General features: G+C 64.2%; 21 protein-coding genes. 4 read left to right on the top strand and 17 right to left on the bottom strand.

Translation table 11 applies throughout. The features are described from left to right. Positions 1–43: 43 nt before the first annotated feature. From RBB39_RS12570 to RBB39_RS12560, 3 genes are read right to left on the bottom strand one after another with little or no spacing between them, the layout of a single operon-like run. Complete coding sequence (locus tag RBB39_RS12570) at positions 44–886, bottom strand: FTR1 family protein (RefSeq protein WP_287164835.1); 843 nt, start codon at positions 884–886, stop codon at positions 44–46. Further along, on the bottom strand, positions 883–1,281 hold the full coding sequence (locus RBB39_RS12565; protein WP_231498632.1) for a cupredoxin domain-containing protein: 399 nt from the start codon (positions 1,279–1,281) through the stop codon (positions 883–885). Before RBB39_RS12565 ends, RBB39_RS12570 begins: the two co-directional genes overlap by 4 nt. Before the next feature lie 12 nt (positions 1,282–1,293). Continuing rightward, the gene (locus tag RBB39_RS12560) at positions 1,294–1,848 is read right to left on the bottom strand and encodes an iron transporter (RefSeq protein WP_306169131.1); all 555 of its coding nucleotides are present in this window, start codon (positions 1,846–1,848) and stop codon (positions 1,294–1,296) included. 223 nt (positions 1,849–2,071) lie between these two features. Between RBB39_RS12560 and RBB39_RS12555 the strand changes: the two genes are divergently transcribed. Next, positions 2,072–2,389 carry a helix-turn-helix domain-containing protein gene (locus RBB39_RS12555; protein WP_213228702.1) on the top strand — a complete coding sequence of 106 codons (318 nt, stop codon included), beginning with the start codon at positions 2,072–2,074 and terminating at the stop codon, positions 2,387–2,389. 50 nt (positions 2,390–2,439) lie between these two features. Here the strand turns inward: RBB39_RS12555 and RBB39_RS12550 are convergent, their stop codons facing one another. Further along, a complete protein-coding gene (locus tag RBB39_RS12550) occupies positions 2,440–2,790 on the bottom strand; it encodes a hypothetical protein (protein WP_222516947.1) in 351 nt (116 codons plus the stop codon). A gap of 110 nt (positions 2,791–2,900) precedes the next feature. On the opposite strand from RBB39_RS12550, the gene RBB39_RS12545 reads away from it, so the two are divergent. After that, positions 2,901–3,806 carry a cation diffusion facilitator family transporter gene (locus RBB39_RS12545; RefSeq protein WP_213228704.1) on the top strand — a complete coding sequence of 302 codons (906 nt, stop codon included), beginning with the start codon at positions 2,901–2,903 and terminating at the stop codon, positions 3,804–3,806. A gap of 11 nt (positions 3,807–3,817) precedes the next feature. Here the strand turns inward: RBB39_RS12545 and RBB39_RS12540 are convergent, their stop codons facing one another. The 9 genes from RBB39_RS12540 to RBB39_RS12500 all read right to left on the bottom strand — a co-directional run bounded on the left by RBB39_RS12540 (position 3,818) and on the right by RBB39_RS12500 (position 13,880). After that, entirely contained in the window at positions 3,818–4,357 is a 540-nt protein-coding gene (locus RBB39_RS12540) for a GNAT family N-acetyltransferase (RefSeq protein ID WP_213228705.1), read from the bottom strand. Positions 4,358–4,442: 85 nt separating this feature from the next. Next, positions 4,443–5,090 carry a diguanylate cyclase gene (locus RBB39_RS12535; RefSeq protein ID WP_306169130.1) on the bottom strand — a complete coding sequence of 216 codons (648 nt, stop codon included), beginning with the start codon at positions 5,088–5,090 and terminating at the stop codon, positions 4,443–4,445. A 134-nt stretch (positions 5,091–5,224) separates the two neighbouring features. After that, positions 5,225–5,617, bottom strand: a complete 393-nt coding sequence (gene siaC, locus RBB39_RS12530; RefSeq protein WP_249742852.1) for a biofilm regulation phosphoprotein SiaC — start codon at positions 5,615–5,617, stop codon at positions 5,225–5,227. A 15-nt stretch (positions 5,618–5,632) separates the two neighbouring features. Further along, entirely contained in the window at positions 5,633–6,163 is a 531-nt protein-coding gene (gene siaB / locus RBB39_RS12525) for a biofilm regulation protein kinase SiaB (protein WP_108132639.1), read from the bottom strand. Further along, entirely contained in the window at positions 6,151–8,220 is a 2,070-nt protein-coding gene (siaA, locus tag RBB39_RS12520) for a biofilm regulation protein phosphatase SiaA (protein WP_306169129.1), read from the bottom strand. Before siaA ends, siaB begins: the two co-directional genes overlap by 13 nt. 259 nt (positions 8,221–8,479) lie before the next feature. Next, positions 8,480–10,291 (bottom strand): acyl-CoA dehydrogenase C-terminal domain-containing protein, encoded by a 1,812-nt coding sequence (locus RBB39_RS12515; RefSeq protein ID WP_306169128.1) that lies wholly within the window; start codon positions 10,289–10,291, stop codon positions 8,480–8,482. A gap of 121 nt (positions 10,292–10,412) precedes the next feature. Beyond that, complete coding sequence (locus RBB39_RS12510) at positions 10,413–11,174, bottom strand: SDR family NAD(P)-dependent oxidoreductase (RefSeq protein ID WP_306169127.1); 762 nt, start codon at positions 11,172–11,174, stop codon at positions 10,413–10,415. A gap of 106 nt (positions 11,175–11,280) precedes the next feature. Then, positions 11,281–12,933 (bottom strand): AMP-binding protein, encoded by a 1,653-nt coding sequence (locus RBB39_RS12505; RefSeq protein ID WP_045993236.1) that lies wholly within the window; start codon positions 12,931–12,933, stop codon positions 11,281–11,283. Between the two features lie 380 nt (positions 12,934–13,313). After that, positions 13,314–13,880 (bottom strand): TetR/AcrR family transcriptional regulator, encoded by a 567-nt coding sequence (locus RBB39_RS12500; RefSeq protein ID WP_045993235.1) that lies wholly within the window; start codon positions 13,878–13,880, stop codon positions 13,314–13,316. A gap of 231 nt (positions 13,881–14,111) precedes the next feature. Between RBB39_RS12500 and RBB39_RS12495 the strand changes: the two genes are divergently transcribed. Beyond that, positions 14,112–15,296, top strand: a complete 1,185-nt coding sequence (locus RBB39_RS12495; protein ID WP_045993234.1) for an acetyl-CoA C-acyltransferase — start codon at positions 14,112–14,114, stop codon at positions 15,294–15,296. Positions 15,297–15,490: 194 nt separating this feature from the next. Beyond that, positions 15,491–16,681, top strand: coding sequence for a nitrate/nitrite transporter (locus tag RBB39_RS12490; RefSeq protein WP_045993233.1), 1,191 nt, complete (start codon positions 15,491–15,493; stop codon positions 16,679–16,681). A gap of 176 nt (positions 16,682–16,857) precedes the next feature. Here RBB39_RS12490 and pstB read toward each other — a convergent pair whose 3' ends face one another. The 4 genes from pstB to RBB39_RS12470 all read right to left on the bottom strand — a co-directional run bounded on the left by pstB (position 16,858) and on the right by RBB39_RS12470 (position 21,292). Beyond that, positions 16,858–17,697 carry a phosphate ABC transporter ATP-binding protein PstB gene (gene pstB, locus RBB39_RS12485; protein ID WP_108447959.1) on the bottom strand — a complete coding sequence of 280 codons (840 nt, stop codon included), beginning with the start codon at positions 17,695–17,697 and terminating at the stop codon, positions 16,858–16,860. 33 nt (positions 17,698–17,730) lie between these two features. After that, complete coding sequence (pstA, locus tag RBB39_RS12480) at positions 17,731–18,897, bottom strand: phosphate ABC transporter permease PstA (protein WP_108132632.1); 1,167 nt, start codon at positions 18,895–18,897, stop codon at positions 17,731–17,733. A gap of 18 nt (positions 18,898–18,915) precedes the next feature. Continuing rightward, complete coding sequence (pstC, locus tag RBB39_RS12475) at positions 18,916–20,172, bottom strand: phosphate ABC transporter permease subunit PstC (RefSeq protein ID WP_045993231.1); 1,257 nt, start codon at positions 20,170–20,172, stop codon at positions 18,916–18,918. 106 nt (positions 20,173–20,278) lie between these two features. After that, positions 20,279–21,292, bottom strand: coding sequence for a substrate-binding domain-containing protein (locus tag RBB39_RS12470; protein ID WP_108132630.1), 1,014 nt, complete (start codon positions 21,290–21,292; stop codon positions 20,279–20,281). Between the last annotated feature and the right edge of the window lie 197 nt (positions 21,293–21,489).

Genomic DNA, 21,489 nt, shown 5'->3' with positions numbered 1-21,489 from the left:
GTCACTGTTGCAGTCCCTGTTGCCGTCACCGCCGCCGCCTCGTTCACGACACCGCTCCCTCGACGACGTTGTGCGACGGGCGCTGCCCGCCCACCCACCAGTAGACGAGGCCCCAATAGCACAGGTAGCCGAGCACCAGCGTCGAGGAAGGCCAGGCACGGTAACCGGCGATACTGGCCAATAGTCCGCCGACTCCCTGGCCATCATCCAGCCAGGCACTGGTGTCCCACAGCGGATCGATCCCGACCGGCAACCAGCCCAGATTCATCAGCCGCTCGAGCGCCGCTACCCACAGGCCCGCCGCCACCAGCAGCAGCAGGATCTCGCTGGCCCGGAAGAACCCGCGCCAGGCCAGTCGTCGCGAGGACCACTGCAGCATCACGAAGCAGGCAGCCGCCGTGACAAAGCCGAGACCTGCGGCCAGGGCGAAGGAGGTCAGTTGTCCGCCTCGCCACTGGGCCAGCCCCAGACCGTACAGAAACACCAGGGTCTCGGCGCCTTCCCGAGCCACCGCCAGGGCCACCAGGGTAGCGATGCCCCACAGCCGTGAGCGCGACAGACACAGCATGGCGTCACACTCCATGGAGCGTTTGAAGGAGGCACCGCGACGGCGCATCCACGCCACCATCTGCACGATCAACGCGGCGGCCAGCGCCGACATGGCGGTCTGAAACAGGGTCTGGGCGTCACCGGTCAACCAGCGCCCTACTCCCATCAGCACAGCACCGAGCACCACCGCCAGGGCGATACCCGCCGCGACACCGCCCCACAGCCAATTCAAGGCATCACGACGCCCCTCTCGGGCGAGCCAGGCGTAGACGAGGCCGACCACCAGGATGGCCTCCAGGCTCTCGCGCAGGACCACGATAAAGGCCGCTTCGTTCATGGGTGTGCCTCCTCGGAGGCTTCCCGAGCGATGATCACGCCCTGGGCATCGGGCAGGTGAAACTCGTCGAAGTAGTCGTAACGCCCCGGCTTCAGCGGGTGGACCACGACGAAGGAGTGAACGCCGGGACCCATCACCTTTTCCTGGCGAAGCCGGCGACTCTCGAATTCCACCGGCGTACTTCCGGCATTATGCAGTTCGATCTTGAACCGCTGCCCGGCGACGACCTCGAGTTCGACGGGATCAAGCCTGCCGTCAACAAGGGTCAACCGGTAGGTAGGCAGCGCTCCGGCTTCTGCCTGACCAGAGGTGGCGCACAGTGTCATCAGCGACAGCGCGACCAACGGCGCCGTGATCAGCGCGCCCGAGAGACGGGAACGACGTAGCAGCAACATGACCGCCTCCTCTCAGTAGCCGCCCTTCTTGCCCACGCCGGCGTAGACAAAGTCGTACTCGACGTCGAAGGGCGCATACCAGGGTGCCACGCCGGTTTCCTTGTCGATGTGACGCATCAGGTGCGGCGCTTCGATGTGGAAGCTCAGGTGATAGCGCCCCATGCCCTCGAGCGCCACATTGACACCATAGTGGGTGCCGTCGCTGGCGATCATCGGCATCAGGCTACCTTCGATCACACTGTCGCTGCCTTCCTTCTGCAACCGATAGTCAATGTGCAGAAAAGGAATCCAGGCGCCAGGAGGAAAACCGTTGTCGTTGTCCTCGAGGGCGTGAATATCCGCCTCGAGATGAATATCGGCCTCGGCAGCGGCCAGCTCACCGGCAGGCTCCATGACCACCGGCTGCAGGTAGACCGCGGCGACTTCCATGCCGTTGACCAGTTCGGGCTCGCCGATCGGATACTCCAGCGCCGAGGCACTGCTGGAAAAGACACCAAGACAGAGGGTGGTGGCCAGGGCGGCCAGGGCGGCCAGGGCGGAGCGGTCAAAGATCGGCGATGCAGACATGCGAGAACCTCGGGATAGAAAATGGCGAGAACCGTTCGCGCTTCAAGAATCATTTCCATGACGAAGTTCATGAAGCACCGCCCGGTGTCGCCACACTCTAGCCTGTGCCGGCAGGCACGCCTGTGACGTGCATCAAAGTCTCGAACCTCTGTTGCACTGGCCGCGCTTTTACGTGACGCTGCACCATCGGTACCAAAGGCCCCTGACGAGATAGCGAAAGCCCATGACCAGCCTCAGCAAGACCCGCACCAGCTTCTATCGACGCCTCTACCTGGCCCATCTGGTGGCCACCGGCATCGATAGCGTGCCGGCCATCACCGCCGCCACCGGCATGCCGAGACGTACCGCTCAGGACACCCTCGCCGCCCTCGAGGAACTGGACATCCGCTGCCGCTTCGAGCATCAGCCAGGCAAGCCTCATAATATCGGCCACTATCGCATCGAGGACTGGGGGCCGATCGATCCCGACTGGCTGTCGCTTCACGCCGAGCGCCTGGGGCAGTTGCTGGGCTACCCCTCCCTCGCCAACGCGCACCCTTGATCCCTTCACCGCGCAGGCAGCGAGCGCCCATGGGTGGAGATCACGACGGCTCAATCAACGGGGCGTGCATGCCCGAAGCTCTCTCGAAGTGCATCACTGGCACGGAGCGTCGATACCTCCAGCCCCAGCCTCTCCACCCATTCAAGCGTCGTCTCGACCCAGCCGCCCCGTGAGACCATGAGCCGGTCACCACAGCGGCGGCAACTCTCCACCAGCAAGCGATGCTCTCCGCGCCGTTCATCCGTGAGCTCGAGCCAGTCCGCCCCTTGCGTCAACTGCAGCGCTGTCTCCGGCCACCAGGCCAGCCTCAGGCGAGGATCGACGGCCTCGGGTTCACCGGCGACCAGCAGCGCAATGGCGCCGCAGCCACACTCTGCCCTGGCGTAGAGATTGTTGCTCATGGTGTTCTCCCTGTTGATCCACGCCCTGTGATAGCCGACGCGAACGCCCCGGCTGGTGCCAAACGACGCCAGCCCCTATAGTCGAGCTTTCCTCGACACTGCATCGGATCATGGATTCACGACTCGAACAACGGGCCCTGTCGCTCTCGATCATCACCACCCTGGGCGTCGCCCTGCTCGGGGTCAGTTTCGGCCTGCTGGCCGGCTCCCAGTCGATCCTCTTCGATGGCGTCTTTTCCACCATTGACGCCGCCATGTCGGGGCTTGCGCTGGCGGTATCGCGGCTGGTCGTGCGCGAGGCGACCTCGCGCTTCCAGCATGGCTTCTGGCACTTCGAGCCGATGGTGGCGGCGCTCAACGGTGGCATTCTGCTGCTCTTGTGCTTCTACGCCTTTCTCAACGCGCTGCGGGAATTGCTGGGCGGCGGCCACGCCCTCTCCTTCGGCGCGGCCACCCTCTACGCCGCCGTGGTGCTGGTGATCTGCAGCGCCATGGCGGTGTATCTGAAGAAGATCAATCGCAGGGCCAACTCCGAGTTTCTGCGAATCGATCAGAAGAACTGGCTGATGGCGGCGCTGATCACCGGCGCGCTGCTGGTGGCCTTCGTGATCGCCCTTATGCTGGAAGGTACCGCGCTCGACCACTGGACGCCCTACGTCGATTCGGCGCTGCTGGTGGTGCTGACCCTGGTGTTCATGCCGGTGCCCATCAACATCATTCGGCGAGCCGCCAAGGACATCCTGCTGATGGCACCCAGCGCCATCGATCGTGAGGTACACGCGGCGATGAAGGAGATCATGCAAAGGGAGGGTCTCAGCCACTACTACAGTCATGTGGCCAAGAGTGGCCGGGGCCACTTTATCGAGATCCATATCGTGACCGCGCCGAACTTCGCTGCCGGGCGCGGCATGGTAGAGATGGACGAGATCCGCGAGGAGATATCCTCACGACTGAGCATTCCCCCCGAGCGCCGCTGGTTTACCGTCGCCTTTACCGCCGAGGAACGCTGGGCCTGAAGGCGAGGCCGTCAGCCCGGCGCGGGGTCACCGGCAAGACGCGAATAGACCACATGGGACAGCGCCCGTCCGCCGACCCATTCGCACTCGCGCAGCACGCCTTCCTGGCGAAAGCCGAGTCGCTCGGGGATAGCGCGACTACGGCTATTGCCTTCGGCACAACGAATCTCGAGTCGATGAAGCTCGAGTTCGTCGAAACCCCATTCCACCAGGGTTGCCACGGACTGCGACATCCGGCCCCCGCCCTGGCGGTCGCTGCGCAGCCAATAGCCCAGCGACGCCCAGCGGTGACGTTCGACGATGCGGTTGAAGCCGACGACGCCGATCAGCTCGTCGTCCTCGAGCAAGGCAAAGTGTCGAGCGGTGCCCAGACGCCGCTCGGCCATGGCAGCGGTGACGAAGACCTCGCAATCTCCCTGCTCGCGGGTCGCATCGACCCACGGCAGCCAGGGCCTCAACGACTCCCGGCTGGCGTCGATGGCGTGCCACAGAGCGTCACAGTGTTCCTTGCCGATCGACGCAAGCCACAGCCGCTCGGACACCCTCAGCATGCTGCCGGTACCTCCTGCCTGCCAGGTCCGGACCCGCGCAACCTCCAGCGCCGACACACCATCTGATGCTGAGTCAGAACGCCCGTCACTCGGCGGCCTCCCAGCGATCTCGCCCATTGCGCTTGGCCTGATACAGCGCCTGGTCGGCGCGATTCATGGTCTGCTCGTAGGTCTCGTCATGGCGGTGCTCCGCCGCGCCGATGCTGACGGTCAGCGTCAGGGAGTCGTCGCTCACCACCTGGGTGGTACGCAGCTTGGCCTGGAGCCGCTCGAACAGGGGTTCAGCCGCCCACAGCGAAGCGCCGGGCAAGGCGATCAGAAACTCTTCCCCACCCCAGCGACCGACGATATCGCCACCGCGCAGGGTGTCGTCGAGGACCTTGGCCACTACCAGCAGCGCCTGATCGCCGACATCATGCCCATGCTCGTCGTTGAAGCGCTTGAAGTGGTCGATGTCCACCATCGCCAGGGTAAAAGGGCGTTGCTGTCGGCTGGAGGCGGCCATCAGTCGACGCAGCTCGGTGTGCAGGCCACGACGATTGGGGATCTTGGTCAATGGATCGAGCATGACCTCGCTTTCCAGCGTCTGCTTGCGCTCGAACAGCAGCTCCTGATAACCATCGGCGATGCGTGACAGCTTGTGCTGGCGACGCTGCTGTCGCTCCAGCCGGCGTTCGGCGGTGGACAGGTCGCTCTTGACGTTGCGCTGAAAGCCATCGGAAATGGCAGCCATGCGGTCCAGCCGCTCAAGCTGCTCGGTATGCCGCCGGTAGAGCGCTTCGAGCGGTGCCTTCAGTGGATTGTCCTAATGCTCGGACGAGGCCAGCAGTGCCTCGATGTCCCGCAGCAGCTGACGATCCCTTTCGGTCATGAACTGGTATCCTCGACGGGGGTGATCGCAAACGGAAAACTGCAGTCTTCCTTGAACTCCTCGGCCAGCTCGGCGATGCGTTCGTTTCTGACATCGTAGCGCCAATCCACGCTGCAGGCCTTGCCTTCCAGGTGGGCCTCCTCCATCAGGTCGAAGATGTCCATCATCGCCTTGACCGAGCTGGTGTTGAGGTAGACCAGTTCCAGGCACACCTCGAGGGGGCTCTCGCCGTCTCGCAGGTAGTGATCTACCCAGTTCAGCACGCCACTGTAGAGCTCGAAGGTGTTTTCGGGATAGGAATCGCCACGCATGGTCAGCGTTCCGGCGTCCCAGTCAGAACGAATGTCAGGGGTCGACTGGGTCCCGTCAATCGCAATGTCGTTGATCATTTTCTCGACTTTCCGTCAGATAGTGGCGGTGATGCAGAAAAAGCTCTGTTGATCGGAGAGCGGCGTCAGGTTCGACTGAAGCGGCTGGCAGGACTTGCGCGCCATGTCGATCAATCCCAGCCCTGCTCCCCGGGAGCCGTCTTCACGCGGCTTTCTGAGTTGCTGCTTGTAGCATCGCTTGAGCTCGACCGCGTCCATCTCGCCGAGTTCCTCGACGGTCGCCATCAGACGCTGGCCATCGGCATGCTCGACCACGTTGCCCGCCGACACCAGATAGTGACCCTGCTCGCCCCGCGCCACCGCAACGGTGGCGGTGGCGCGCTGTTCGTCATAGCCCATGGCGGTGGCGTAATGGCTGATGTTCTGGGTCATTTCGATGTAGGTCGAGAACACGTCCATCGCCGCCGATGGTGCCGCAGATTCGCTGTTGAGGTAGTTGCGAATGGCCTTGCCGATCTCTTCGATCAGGCTATGGGAAATCGGGCCATTGAAGCTTAGCAGCACGCGCTGTTTCTCGAATTGGTCGCGCAGCGTCAAGAGGTCCATGGAATTTCCTCATCGTGACCGTGGTGAATATTGGACATCGCGGACGCGGTGCCGTCCTGCTCGTCCTCGACGGCCGGCTGGAAGCACAGCAGGGTGATATCGTCACGCTGGTGCGCCTCGCCCTGGAAACGCGCCAGCGCATCCAGGAAGGCCGCAACCTGTGCCCTGGGATCGAGCCCGGCGTGCTCCAGCAGCATGGCCTCGAAACGCCGCCTGCCGAAGCCGAACCCGTGCTCGCCGCCTGCCTGATCCAGGAAGCCGTCACTGCACAGCGTACAGGACCAGCCAGGTACCAGTGCCAACGTTTGATTGGTGAACTCCCCACGACGCTTGAACGCCAGGGCGCGTCGGCCACCGGCCAGTACCTCCAGGCGCTGGCCATCGGTGGCATAGAGATCCAGCTTGGCGCCGGAGAAGGTCAATTGCTGCTGGTCGGCGCCGACCCACACCAGCCCCGCATCCATGTGCGGCGTCACGCCGTGAGCCTCGCTGTCGGCCTCGAGCGTGCGGCGAATGCGCCGGTCCATCTCCTCGAGGATACCCGCCGGATTCTCGGGCCCCACCTGGTTGACCGAGTTGTCGAAGGCCGCACGGGCGAGCATGGTCATCAGGGCGCCGGGCACGCCGTGTCCCGCGCAGTCGATGACCCCCAGCAGATAGCCGCGGTCATGACCGAAGTCCCGAAACACGAAGATGTCGCCGCCGACCGTATCCTTGGGACTCCACAGCACGCCGTGCCTTAGCCCGGCGCAGCGTTGCATGTCGCGGCTGGGCAGGATCGCCTGCTGCAATACCCGAGCGCAGTCGAGGGAATCATCGATCTGACGCTTGGCCTCGCTCATCTGCCGGTTGGCCAGGGTGAGATCCATGGTGCGCTGACGGATGCGTTCCTCGAGCTCCTCGGTATGGGCCTGAACCTGATCGGCCATGCGCTGGAAATCCCGTGACAGATCGCCGATCTCGTCACCGCGGTCACTGTCGAGCCTGGTGTCATAACGGCCCTGGGCCAGCGCCTGGGCGGATTGACTGAGGCGACGCATCGGGTTGACGATCAGCCGCCGCAGGGCAATCACCACCACCACCAGCACCACCCCGAGGCTGGCCACCAGGGCGAACATCAGCGGCCACAACCAACGCTTTTCCAGCAAGGTGGCGGCGTAGGGATCGACCGCCGACACCAACCACCAGTCGAGCTCCGGCATGTAGCTGACCGCCACCACTCGCTCCTCACCGGACCACTCGAGGGTGCGGGTCTCTACCTCTCCGCCGCTCTCCCGGGCCGATGCCAGCATCTCGGCGAGGGCCTCGGGATCCCCGACCGCCGCATCGAGCACGCCGCCGCCTTCATCGACCTGGCTCAAGTCGGTCGCCTGGAGCTCTCCGTCCTCTGCCATCGCCAGCACCCGACCCTCGCGACCGAGCAGGAAGGAAGCCACACCCAACGGCTGATCGTCGAAGCTGCTGGCCAGAAGGCGGTTGAAATTGAGGCCGCCACCGACCATGCCAAGGGGCCCGTTCTCGCCGTCGACGCGAACATTGATCCACACCCGGGTGATGTCCAGCGCCGGACTATAGGCGACCTGAACCCGGGTAGGCGCCCCGCTGTCCATCATGCGGAAGTACCAGCTGTCTTCACTGTCACTGCGTGACAGCTGGTTGCGGGGGGCACGGCTTGGACTCATCTTGCCGTCGTTGAAGTAGAACTGGCGGCTGTCGTGATGCACCACAAAGTAGTCGTCACCGTCGAACTGCTGGCGAAATCCCTCGGACTCGGCGAAGAAACGGGCCTTGCGTTCCTCGTTGTCGATATCCGAGAGCCAGTCGCGGGTGACCGTCAGATCGCCGAAGCGCCTGGCCAGGGCCAGCTCGGTGGAAAGCGGCGTCAGCATGCGCTGGGTATGCAGTTGGCTGTACTGCTCGGCGAAGCGTTGTCCGAAGTGGCGCTCGACGTCCTGAAGCGCGTGGCTGCCGATCCACAGCACCGGCACCAGTGCGACCAGAAAGGACAACAACGGGATAAGTAACGACTTGACCCCCAATCCCAGGTGGCGGCTCATGATGCCTCCTTGGCGAGAATCGACAGGTGTAGAGAGTCTTGCATCACCTTCACTATAAGAATATGCGTATCGACGCATCATGCCATGAAACCCGTATGGCGGCTAATGAAGTGTCTCAGTCTTCTGCTCCGACAGACGCCTCCCCGGACTCGCTTCGCCACGATAAAAAAAGGGCGGCGAGCCAGGCTCGCCGCCCATCAACGATCAGTCACCCGATCGAGAGAGCTCAGCAAAACATCGTGTCGACAGGCAGTCCCGTCTACACCTCGAATCCAAGGCCGAAACTTTCCGCGTCCATCGCCATCAGGCCCTCGGCCCCTGCCTGCATCTGGGCGGCGTGGGTACGGGTGCGCGGCAACAGCCGTTCGAAGTAGAAGCGCGCGGTGTGGATCTTGGCCTGGTAGAAGCTGGCGTCGCTGGGCGAGTCCGCCAGCGCTTCCCGGGCGCACTTGACCGACCGGGCGAACAGATAGGCCAGGGTCACGTAGCCCGAGTACATCAGGTAGTCCACCGAGACTGCCCCCACCTCTTCACGATCGCTCATGGCCTTCATGCCGATGCCCATGGTCAGCTCGCCCCATTGACTGTTGAGCTTGGCCAGCGGGCCAACAAAGGGCGCCATGGCCTCGTCGTCGGCGTTGGCCTGACAGAACTTGTGGATTTCCTTTGTGAAGACCTTCAGGCTCTCGCCCTGGTTCATCAGCACCTTGCGTCCCAGCAGGTCCAGCGCCTGGATCCCGGTGGTGCCTTCGTACAGCCGTGTGATGCGTGCATCACGCACCATCTGCTCCATGCCCCATTCCTGGATAAAGCCGTGGCCGCCGAACACCTGTACCCCTTCATTGGTGGCCTCGAAACCAAGCTCGGTCAGGAACGCCTTGACGACAGGGGTCAACAGGCCCAGCAGGGTCTCGGCCCGCTCGCGCTCCTCGCCGGCCGAACACTGCTCGACCACGTCCACCAACTGAGCGGTATACAGCACCAGCATCCGGCCGCCTTCGGCGATGGCCTTCTGGGTCAGCAGCATGCGCCGCACGTCCGGATGAACGATGATCGGGTCCGCGGCTTTTTCGGGTGCCTTGGGGCCCGACAGCGCGCGCATCTGCAGTCGATCCCGGGCGTAGGCCAGGGCGTTCTGGAAGCTCGCCTCGGCGAGCCCCAGGCCCTGGATACCGACCCCGATACGCGCGGCGTTCATCATGGTGAACATGCACGCCAGCCCCTTGTTCGGCGCACCGATCAGGTAGCCGGTGGCGCCGTCGAAGTTCATCACGCAGGTAGCGTTACCGTGGATGCCCATCTTGTGTTCGAGGGAGCCGCACACCACGCCGTTGCGCTCACCCGCTTCGCCCTGGCCATCAGGCAGAAATTTCGGCACCAGAAACAGCGAGATGCCCTTGGATCCCTCGGGTGCATCCGGCAGCTTGGCGAGCACCAGGTGGAGGATGTTGTCGGCCAGATCGTGCTCACCGGCAGAGATGAAGATCTTGGTCCCGCTGATGCTATAGCTGCCGTCATCCTGGGGCAGCGCGCGGGTCTTGATCAGCCCGAGATCGGTACCGCAGTGGGGCTCCGTCAGGCACATGGTGCCGGTCCAGCTCCCCTCCACCAGCTTGGTCAGGTAGACGCGCTGCTGCTCTTCGGTGCCGTGGTGACGCAGCGCGTCTGCCGCCCCGTGGGACAGACCCGGATACATGCCCCAGGCCAGGTTCGAGCCACAGATCATCTCCGACAGCAGCATCGACAGTGACGGCGGCAGGCCCTGGCCGCCGTGCTCGGGCTCTGCGGCAAGGCTCGGCCAGCCACCCTCCACATACTGGCGATAGGCCTCGCGAAAACCGCTCGGCGCCTTGACCTCGCCACCTTCGAGACGACAGCCCTCGCGATCACCGCTCTGGTTGAGGGGCAGCAGCACCTCGCGGGCGAAGCGCGCGCCCTCCTCGAGGATCGCCGCCACCACGTCGGGCGAGACATCATCCCCCGCAGGAAGACGAGCATAATGGCTCGGGTAGTCGAACAGTTCGTCCATCACGAAGCGCATGTCGCGCAGCGGGGCCTGATAGTCGGGCATGGGGCACTCCTGGATTCGGTGGCTGCGCCTGCGATGGACCTCGCCAGGACGCACTTTCAAACATGTGTTTGAAAGTAGCGACGACCGCCTTCTAAGTCAAGCGTTCGTTTCAGGGCAGGATTCACTGCATGCGAATACCGCCATCCAGGCGAATGACTTCGCCATTGAGCATGCTGTTGGTGATGATCTGCTCCGCCAGGCGGGCAAATTCATCGGGCTTGCCCAGCCGCTTGGGGAAAGGCACCGCCTGGGACAGCGCGGCGACGGCATCCTCGGGGATGTCCGCCATCATCGGCGTCTCGAACACGCCCGGCGCGATCGCCATCACCCGGATGCCGTGACGCGACAGTTCCCTGGCGGCCGGCAGGCTCATGCCTACCACACCCGCCTTGGAGGCGCTGTAGGCGCACTGCCCCACCTGGCCATCGAAGGCGGCGACCGAGGCGGTATTGATGATGACACCACGCTCACCGTCGTCTCCCGGCGGGTTCTGGCTCATGGCCGCCGCCGCCAGGCGCATGACGTTGAAGGTCCCGACCAGGTTGATCTGCACGGTGCGTGCATAGGCGTCGAGGTCGGCCGGGTTGCCGTGGCGATCCACCAGCTTGGCCACACTGACCACACCGGCGCAGTGGATCACTCCGGCAAGGCCGTCACCGTGGGCCTGGGCCGCGTCGATCACCGCCTGGATGTCATCTGCCGAGGTGACATCGCCCTGCACCGCGATGGCAGCGTCGCCCAGACGACAGGCCTGGTCCTGCACGCCCTCGCTCAAGTCGCACAGCACGACTCGACCACCGGCGGCCACCAGGCGTTCAGCACAGGCGGAGCCAAGGCCGGAGCCGGCACCGGTGATGACAAAGGTCGCGTTCTCGATACGCATGCGAATTCTCCTGATCAATCATGCAACAAGCCCCGAGCACTCGCTCGGGGCGTAAGGTAAAAACGTCTATCTGGATGCCTGGCCCGACACCATACCGACGGCTCGCTCAGGCCTTTTCGGCGGCATCGGCTCGCAGCTTGAAGCGCTGAATCTTGCCGCTCGGGGTCTTCGGCAACTCATCGACAAACTCGATCACCCGAGGGAAGGCGTGGGTCGACAGGCGCTCTCGCACCTGCTGACGAATTTCATCGGCCAGGGCATCGCTGGCCTCGAAGCCGTCACGCAGCACCACATAGGACTTGATGATCTCGCCGCGAATCTCGTCCGGCTGCCCCACTGCCGCGGATTCCGCCACCGCGGGGTGGGTCAGTACCGAGTTTTCCACGTCGGTGGGGCCGACCCGATAGCCGGCGGTGGTGATGATGTCGTCGTCGCGCCCGGCGAACTGGAAGCTGCCGTCTTCGTTGCGCACCACCACGTCTCCGGTCAGGTAGTAACCCTCGGCGAAGGGATGCTTCTCCTGCCAGGTATAGCCCGGGAAGAAGTGCGCCGGCGAGCGCTCGATATCCACCGCCAGCACGCCGGGCTCACCGGGGGGCAACTCCTGGTACTCGGCATCGAGGATCACCAGGCGGTAGCCGGGCATGGGTACGCCCATGCCGCCGATGTGCTTCGGGTGCTCGAGCCGGTGGTGGTTGTTGCAGGTCATGCCGGTCTCGGTCTGGCCGTAGTGATCCATCACCGGACAGCCCAGCGCCGACTCCACCCAGCTCACCACTTCTGTATTGAGCGGCTCGCCCGCTGAACTCGCCGCGCGCAGCGACAGCGTCTCATGGGCATTGTCGAACAGACCCGAGGCCTTCATCAGTCGATAGGCGGTGGGCGCCGCGGCAAAATTGGTGATGTCATGGCGCTGCATGAAGGCAAGCGCTCCCTCGGCGCTGAAGCCCGCCTCGCAGAAGTGGGTGGTGACGCCCAGCAGCAGCGGCCCGGCGATGGCGTAGTAGAGGCCATAGGCCCAGCCTGGATCGGCCATGTTCCAGAAGCGGTCTTCTGGCCGCAGGTCCACGGCCAGCTCCATGTACAGCGCAAAGGCCGGCATGGCCGACAGCGGCACCGCCACCCCCTTGGGCTTGCCGACGGTGCCGGAGGTGAACATCTGCAGAAAGGGGGCGTCTGGCGACAGCCGCGGCGGCGAGTCCTGAAGCGCTTCGCTGGCCAAGGCCTCATCCCAGGACAGGTCCTGCGGATGCGTCTCGCTGGCCCCACCCAGCGCCAGCACCGGGGGACAGCTTTCCAGGCCGTCGAACTTGTGACGATTGGCCGCGTCGGTGATGACCAGGCGGGTGTCGGCGCGTCCCAGGCGATAGTCCACCGCATCCGGCCCGAAGGCGGTAAACAGCGGCTGGTACACCGCACCCAGACGCCAGGTCGCCACCACGGCGACCAGCAGTTGCGGCGAACGCGGCAGCATGCAGGCGATACGGTCACCGACACCCAGCCCCCGAGCCGCCATCCAGCCCGCCAGACGCGCGCTTTGCTGGTCGAGCTCACGATAGGTCAACCGGCTCACCTGACCGGCGGTGTCCTCATGCACCAGCGCCAGGACGTCGCCCCTGCCCTGCCCTAGATGTCGACCACAGCAGGCATGATAGGCGTTGAGATATCCATCCTGGTGGTCGTCCAGACGATCGATCACCTGCTGGATGTCGAAGGTCTCGCGATAGCTCTCGGCATCGACGGGCGTGACGTGGCTCATGACGGGCCTCTTGCGTTGTGATTGTTGATGAAGCTCTCCAGGGTGACCCCGGCAGCAATATTCCGTTGACGTAAGCGTCAACCTAGTAAGCGCTAGGGTTGAAGCTAGAGGCTTCAACGTCATGACACAAGCAAGAGTGCGCTAGACCATCGTCTAGGAATACCTCGAAGTACCGCACCGACCGAGCACGACGGACGTGCCCGCGCACTCGGCGAAAGAATGAACCTCATCGAGGCAACGACAACGCGGGAATGGGAAAAGGAGAACAGGAGCAAAAGAGAAAAGAGAAAGAGAAAAGACGAGCAGAACCGACTACCAGGCACACGGCGCGCCCCAGCTGTCCATCACAGGGGGCGGCCCGCTACTCTGCCCTTGGCAGATCAAGGACGGCGGGTGATCATCACGACCAGTTCGTGGGCCAGCTGTTCGGGGTCACGCGGCCCGTCCGGGTCGTACCAGCGCACCGTCCAGTTCAGGGCGCCCAGCACAAAGCGCGAAACCAGGGCGCGATCGCCGGTGACCAGATCCGCTGCGATGGCGTCATCCAGCACCTCGTTCCACAGCGCCTCGTAGGCGTCACGCAGGTGGGTCAGGTGGTCCCGAGCGCCATCGTCGAGGCGCCGCCACTCATACAGCGCTACCACGTGGGCGTTGCGGTCGGTCAACAGCGTATCCAGATGGGCCCGCGCCATGGCATGCAGCCTGGACAAGGGGTCGGGCGCACTGTCCTTGAGCGCGGCTCGAGCCAACGTCAAGGCGTTCTGGGTGCCCTCTTCGATGACCGCAGCAAGAATCTCCTGCTTGTCACGAAAGTGGTGAAAGAGGCTTCCTGACTTGATCCCCATTTCCTGTGCCAGCATGCGCACGGTGGTGCGATCGAAGCCTTCCTGGACAAACAGCTGAGCGGCGAGCCGGGTCAGCTCCTTGCGACGGGGCGAGTCATTCATTACATTCATCGACAGTTACACTAGCGCTTGCTTGGTTTCGTTGAGAAAAGCATAGCCCACCCTCGGGGTCAACGTCGTTTGCTGACCTTGTCGTACGCGATTCGCGTCGCGAGCGAAACCCCGGGGACTGAACCACACTGACATCACAGCGCCGTGTCCACGGCCCACACAAACACAACACCTTGCCGCTCGATCGCAGAATCGACATGCAACGGTTTCAGGAGTCACGCCATGAGTCAGTCCGATATCGTCTTTCTTGCCGCTGCCCGCACCCCCATGGGCGGCATGCTGGGCTCCCTGTCCAGTCAGACCGCCCCCGAGCTGGCCGCCTGCGCCATTCGCGCCGCCATCGAGCGTGCCAGGATTCCGGCAGACGCCATCGAAGAAGGGATCTTCGGCTGCGTGCTGCCGGCCGGGGTCAAGCAAGGGCCGGCCCGTCAGGCCATGCGCCAGGCCGGCATTCCCGACCACCGCGGCGCCACCACCATCAACAAGCTCTGTGGCTCGGGCATGAAGGCCACCATGCTGGCCCACGACCTGATCAGGGCCGGCACCGCCGAGGTCATGCTGGCCGGCGGCATGGAGTCCATGTCCAACGCCCCCCATGTGTTGACCAAGGCCCGTGGCGGCTACCGCCTGGGCCATGGCGAACTCAAGGACCATATGTTCCTCGATGGCCTGGAGGACGCCGAGACCGGCAAGCTGATGGGTGGCTTCGCCCAGGAAGTCGCCAGCGAGCGCGGCTACGAACGCGAGCGCATGGACGACTTCGCCATCGCTTCGCTGGAGCGGGCGATGCAGGCCACCGAGGCCGGCCACCTGGCCGCCGAGATGGCCCCCGTCACGGTCTCCAGCCGTCAGGGCGACACCCTTGTCGAGCATGACGAGCAACCCTTCCAGGCTCGTCTGGACAAGATTCGCACCCTGAGGCCGGCCTTTGCCAAGGACGGGACCATCACGGCGGCCAATGCCAGCTCCATCTCCGATGGCGCCTCTGCCCTGATCCTGTCCACCCAGGCAGCGGCGGATCGCCTCGGCGCCACCCCGCTGGCCCGCATGCTCGGCCACAGCACCCACTCGCGCCACCCCAGCGAGTTCACCATTGCCCCGGTGGGCGCCATCGAGTCACTGATGAAGAAGCTCGACTGGTCGGTGGATGATGTGGATCTGTTCGAGATCAACGAGGCCTTCGCCGTGGTCACCCTGATGGCCATGGACGATCTGGGACTGCCCCACGACAAGGTCAACGTCTTCGGCGGCGCCTGCGCCCAGGGTCACCCGGTCGGCTCCACTGGCTCACGGATCATCGCCACCCTGATCCACGCCCTGCGCACCAAGGGCGGAAAACGAGGGATCGCCAGTCTGTGCATCGGCGGCGGTGAAGCCACCGCCGTGGCGGTGGAACTGATCGACTGAGGCCGGCCATTGATCGAATGAGGCCGAGAGCTGATCGACTGACGTCGAGACCTGGTTAGCCAACGTCGTAGTCTGAAAGGCAGGCGCGACGCTTGCCTTCCACGCCGATAAGCGGTCAGCATGGCCGGGGGCGCTCACAGGCGCTCCCGGCCATTTTTTTGACCTCAGGTCTGGATCCACAACAGGACTCACGCATGGAGCGCTCTCGCCTGGCCCTGCCGCTGATCGTGCTGGCACAGTGGTGCGGTACATCGCTGTGGTTCAGCATCAACGGCGTTGCCGCCTCGCTGGGAAGCGACCTCGGCATTCGCGAGGCCGAAATCGGTCACCTGACCCTGGCAGTGCAACTCGGCTTTATCGTCGGCACCCTGACGATCGCCGCCAGCGGTCTCGCCGATCGCTACCGCGCCAGTCGCATCTTTCTGAGCGCTAGCCTGGCAGGCGCTCTGGTCAACCTCGCCTTTATCACCGTTGCCGAGCAGCACGCCCTCGCCCTGCTGCTGCGCTTCGCCACCGGGCTCTGCCTGGCCGGCATTTACCCGCTGGGCATGAAGCTGGTGATCGGCTGGACCCCGCGTCACACCGGGGCCGCCCTGGCCTGGCTGGTGGGCATGCTGACACTCGGCACGGCCATGCCCCATCTGCTGCGCGGCGCCACCCTGGACCTCCCCTGGGCCTGGACCCTGATCCTGTCCTCGGCCCTGGCGGTGGCCGGTGGCATCGCCGTGGCGCTATTGGGCGACGGCCCGCACCTGCCAGCAAACGCGTCTCGCGCCAGACTGAAGGATGGCCTTGCCGCCTTTCGTGATCGCCACTTTCTCAGCGTCGCCGGCGGCTACTTCGGCCACTGCTGGGAACTCTACGCCTTCTGGCTGCTGGTGCCCTTCCTGGTCGGCCGTGAGGTCACGCGCCTTCAGGCGCCAGCCGACTGGGCGCCCTGGCTGAGCTTTTCGGTCATCGCCGTGGGGGCACTGGGCTGCATCCTGGCCGGCGCCCTCAGCCGACGCCACGGCAGCGCCAGTGCGGCCAACCTGGCGCTCGCCACCTCCGGCGCCCTGTGCCTGATCTACCCCTGGCTTGGTCAGGCCAGCCCCCTGCTGCTGCTGGGCCTGCTGTACCTCTGGGGCTTCAGCGTCATCGCCGACTCGGCCCAGTTCTCGTCACTGGCCTCGGCCACCGCCCCCAGGGCACACATCGGCGCGACCCTGGCAGTGATGAACGCCACCGGCTTCACCCTTACCCTGCCCGGTATCTGGCTCGGTGCCAGCCTGTGGCAGGAGCACGAACTGAGCGTGCTGTGGCTACTGTTGCCCGGACCGGTGCTGGGACTGTGGTCGATGCGTGGTGTCGCCGCCTACGTCCGCCGCCAGCCCGCCAGTTCCTGATGCCAGCCCCCTGACACCAGACCCCTGCACCAGACCCTGACATCAGATGCAGACACCAATCCTGCCACCAGAGCGGGCCACCACGGCTACTGTCCCCGGTTCACAGGTAGTAAAAAGGGAGGCCCGAAGGCCTCCCTTTGCTACCGCGGTGAACGCTACCACGCACGCCTCTCGGCTTAGCCGTAACGACCGGTGATGTAGTCCTCGGCCTTCTTGGTATGCGGGGTCGAGAACATGGTCTTGGTGTCGTTGTACTCGATGACCTCTCCCAGGTGGAAGAACGCCGTGTAGTCGGCGACACGAGCCGCCTGCTGCATATTGTGCGTCACCGTGATGATGGTGTACTGCTGCTTGAGCTTGTCCATCAGGTCTTCGATGGTGGCGGTGGAGATCGGGTCCAGCGCCGAGGTCGGCTCATCCATCAGGATCACGTCCGGCTGGACCGCGATGGCACGGGCGATGCATAGACGCTGCTGCTGGCCACCGGACAGCGAGGTGCCGGGCTGGTGCAGCTTGTCCTTGACCTCTTCCCACAGGCCGGCGTCACGCAGGGCGCGCTCGACCAGTTCGTCCTGGTCGGCCTTGCGGCTGACCAGGTCATGCATCTTCGGGGCATAGACGATGTTGTCGTAGATCGACTTGGGGAAGGGGTTCGGCTTCTGGAACACCATGCCGACCCGACGCCGCAGCGCGACCTCGTCCATCTTGGGCTCGTAGACGTCGCGGCCGTCCATCTCGATCAGGCCCTTGACGCGTACGCTCGGGATCAGATCGTTCATGCGATTCAGGCAACGCAGGAAGGTCGACTTGCCGCAACCGGACGGGCCGATCAGGGCGGTCACGTTCTTCTGGTACAGATCCATGTCGATCGACTTCAGCGCGTGGAAGTCTCCGTACCACAGATTCAGGTCGTTCACTCGAATGCTCAACTCGTGGTTGGCATCCTCGTTGCGAGTGACCGGCTGGCCGGGCTGGTCCTGCTTCATCACGCTTTCTCCGCGCTGGGCAACTTTCATGTTCATGGCAACGTATCCTGTTTGGGGGCCGGTTTACCAGCGCCGCTCGAATTTCTTGCGCAGCACCACCGCGGTGGCGTTGAGCGTGATAAGGATCGACAGCAGCACCAGAATGCCGCCCGACGTCTTCTCGATGAAGGCCCGGTCAGGCTCGCCCGCCCAGGTGAATATCTGTGCCGGCAGCACGGTGGCCGCCTCGGTAAAGGAGTTGGTCACATCGGGGATGAAGGCCACCATGCCGACGATGATCAACGGAGCGGTCTCGCCCATGGCCTGAGCCAGGCCGATGATCGAACCGGTCATGATACCCGGCAGCGCCACCGGCAGGACGTGATCACGCACCATCTGCCAGCGTGAGCAGCCGACGCCGAAGGCGGCATGACGGATGGAGTCCGGCACGCTGCGAAGCGCGGTCCGGGTGGCGATGATGATCACCGGCAGGGTCATCAGCGCCAGGGTCAGGCCACCGACCACCGGGGAGGAGCGCGGCACGCCGAAGAAGTTGATGAAGATCGCCAGGCCCAGCAGACCGAACAGGATCGAGGGAATCGCCGCCAGGTTGTTGATGTTGATCTCGATCAACTGGGTAAAGCGGTTGTCCGGCGCGAACTCCTCCAGGTAGACCGCCGTCATCACGCCGATGGGAAAGGCTACCGCCAGGGTCACCAGCAGGGTCAGCACGGTGCCCATGGCCGCCGAAGCGATACCGGCGAGCTCGGGCATCTTGGAGTCACCGCTGGAGAAGAAGGTCGAGTTGAAACGCAGCTCGGCCCGCCCATCCTCTTTCAGCCGATCGACCACCGCCATTTCCTTGTTGCTGAGCTTGGCGTGGTGGCCCTTGAGGTACTGGTCCACCTGGCCGTCGGCCAGCACCCACTCCATGCGGGAGGTACCGAGCAGGTCCGGGTTGTCTTCCATGCGACCCGGAATCAGGCGCAGATAGCCGCGACTGACCAGCGGGCGGACGTCTTCCTGAACCGCCGCCAGGGGAATCTGGCTGGCCTGCTCGGAGTAGTCCACCTCGACCTGGATCTGGGCCTGCTGGAAGGCCGGCAGCCCCTTGACCAGCATGTCGGCAAAGAACAGCACCAGGAACAGGCCGGCAAGACCGAGCGCTCCCATGGACGCCCACTTCAGTCGGGCCGACCTGCGGTGGCGAGCGCGGAGCTGGGCGCTGATGTCATCGAAGGATTGTCTCATTGGCTTTGGCTCCACGGCTTACAGGTTGTTGACGCGATACTTTTCGCGGAAGCGACGGATCATGATCACCGACACCAGATTCAGGCTCAGGGTCACCACGAACAGCATCAGTCCGAGTGCGAACGCCGACAGCGTCTCGGCACTGGCGAATTCCTGGTCACCGGTCAGCGCGGCGACGATGCGCACGGTCACGGTGGTCATGTCTTCCAGCGGATTGAAGGTCAGGTTGGGGCGCATGCCTGCCGCCATCACAACGATCATGGTCTCGCCCAGCGCCCGGGATACCGCCAGCAGCGAGGCCGAGATGATGCCCGGCAGGGCTGCCGGCACCACGATGTCGCGAATCATCTCGCCCTTGGTCAGGCCCAGCGCCAGCGAGCCTTCGCGCATGCTGTTGGGCACCGAGTTGATGACGTCATCGGACAGCGAGGAGATGAACGGAATGATCATGATGCCCATGACGATGCCCGGGGCCAGGGCGTTGTTGAACGAGGCCTCGAGACCGAAGAACCCGGCCACGGCAACGATGATCGGCGCCACCGTGATGGCGGCGAAGAAGCCGTAGACCACGGTCGGAATGCCGGCCAGCACCTCGAGTACCGGCTTGGCGATGGTGCGCACCTTGGGCGGCGCGAACTCGGCCATGTAGATGGCCGCCAGCAGACCGATCGGAATCGCCACCAGCATGGCGATGAAGGTGATCATGAAGGTACCGGCGAACAGCGGCACCGAACCGAACTTGGCGGCACTGGCCCCTTCCTCGGCGCGACCGGCGGCCTCGAGGAAGCTGGCACCCGGGTTCCAGGTGGTGCCGGTGATAAAGTCCCAGAAGCTCTGCATCTGGAAGAAACGAATCGCCTCGAAGACGATGGACAGCAGGATCCCCAGGGTGGTGAAGATGGAGATCAGAGCCGCGCCGGCAAGAAAGAAGCGGATGACCCGCTCGATCGCCTGACGCGCGTGGAAGTCGGGGCGCACCATCGCCACGCCCAGCACCAGGCCGATGCAGGCGATGACCAGGCAACTGGCCAGCAGCAGCAGCGGCGGAATCTCGGCACCCACGAGCAGCATGATGAAGCCACCCACGGCACCGACCACCAGTGCCGGACCCGCCGTTGACATGACGGTGAACCAGCCGTACTGATCGGGCTGGGCGTACATGGAGGTGCCGGAGGCTCGGACTCTGGCGGCCTTGCCGCGGGCCAGGAAGAAGGCGATCAGACCGAGCAGAAGCAGCGAGCCGCTGAACATCGCCAGGAGTTGATTGGTCTGCATGGGTGTCTCTCGGGGTTCTGTGCTCAAGCAAGCATAGGCTTGCCGGAACGTGTACCGGCCGACACCCGTTGCAGGATGCCGGCCGGCGTGATCAGGACCGTGTCCCTTACTTCAGGTCGGCCAGCTCGAGGGTCTCGTGGTTCTCGACGGCACTGCGAGCCTCGGCGCGCTCGTCTTCCGGCGCCGGGATCAGGCCGATGCCCTTGAGGTAGCCGAGGTCACCGACCATCTGCTCGCTCATGAACATGTTGGCGTACTCGTACATGGCCGGTACGTCTTCGGCGTGCTGGTTCTTCACGTAGAAGAACATGGAGCGAGACACCGGGTACTCACCGCTGCCGATGGCGTCCGGAGTCGGCTCGACGCCGTCGATGCTGGAGCCGATCAGGGTGTCGGAATTCTCTTCCAGGAAGGAGTAGCCGAAGATGCCGAAGGCATCGGTGTTCTCGGCCAGACGCTGAACGATCAGGTTGTCGTTCTCGCCGGCGTCGATGAAGGCACCGTCGGCGCGCACGTCGGTGTAACCTTCACCGCCGTAGGCCTCCATGTCCTCGGAAACGGCTTCCATCACGAGCTCAGCGAAGGCATCACGGGTACCGGAGGTGGTGGGCGGTCCATAGACGGCGATCTCGCGATCCGGCAGCGAGGAATCGATGTCGCTCCACTTGGTGTAGGGGTTGTCGACCAGCTCACCATCGACCGGCACCTTGGCGGCCAGCGCCAGGAAGATCTGCTCGCGGGTGACGTCCATGGCCTCGTTGTCGCCGGACTGGGCGAAGGCGATGCCGTCATAGCCGATGAAGGCTTCGGTGATGTCGGTCACGCCGTTGGCTTCACAGGTCTCGAACTCGGAAGTCTTCATGCGACGCGAGGCGTTGGTGATGTCCGGGGTATCGTCACCCAGACCGGAGCAGAACAGCTTCATGCCGCCACCGGAGCCGGTGGACTCGATGACCGGCGTCGGGAAGTCGGTGGTGGCACCGAACTCTTCGGCCACGTAGCTCGAGAACGGGTAGACGGTGCTGGAACCAACGATACGGACTTGATCGCGGGCTTGAGCGACACCCACCACGCCCATGACGGCGGCGGCGATAGCGGTGGTCTTGAGGATGCGGTTCATGGAGAAAGCTCCTGATGATGAGATGGTCAACCTTCGCGAAACACACAATGCCGCAGAAAAATGACAGCTTCATGACAGTGCACTCCGGTTGACGCCTTCCCGATACCTCTTACGCTTCCCCCCTGCCCCTCCTCCTGCCCGGCCATGTCATGACGGCGTCACGGCTCTGTCACCGCGACCCCGGTCAATGCCACGCT

Source organism: Halomonas sp. MMSF_3323, assembly GCF_030733595.1.
Lineage (GTDB): Bacteria > Pseudomonadota > Gammaproteobacteria > Pseudomonadales > Halomonadaceae > Halomonas > Halomonas litopenaei.
This window is presented reverse-complemented; position numbering and strand designations above follow the sequence as displayed.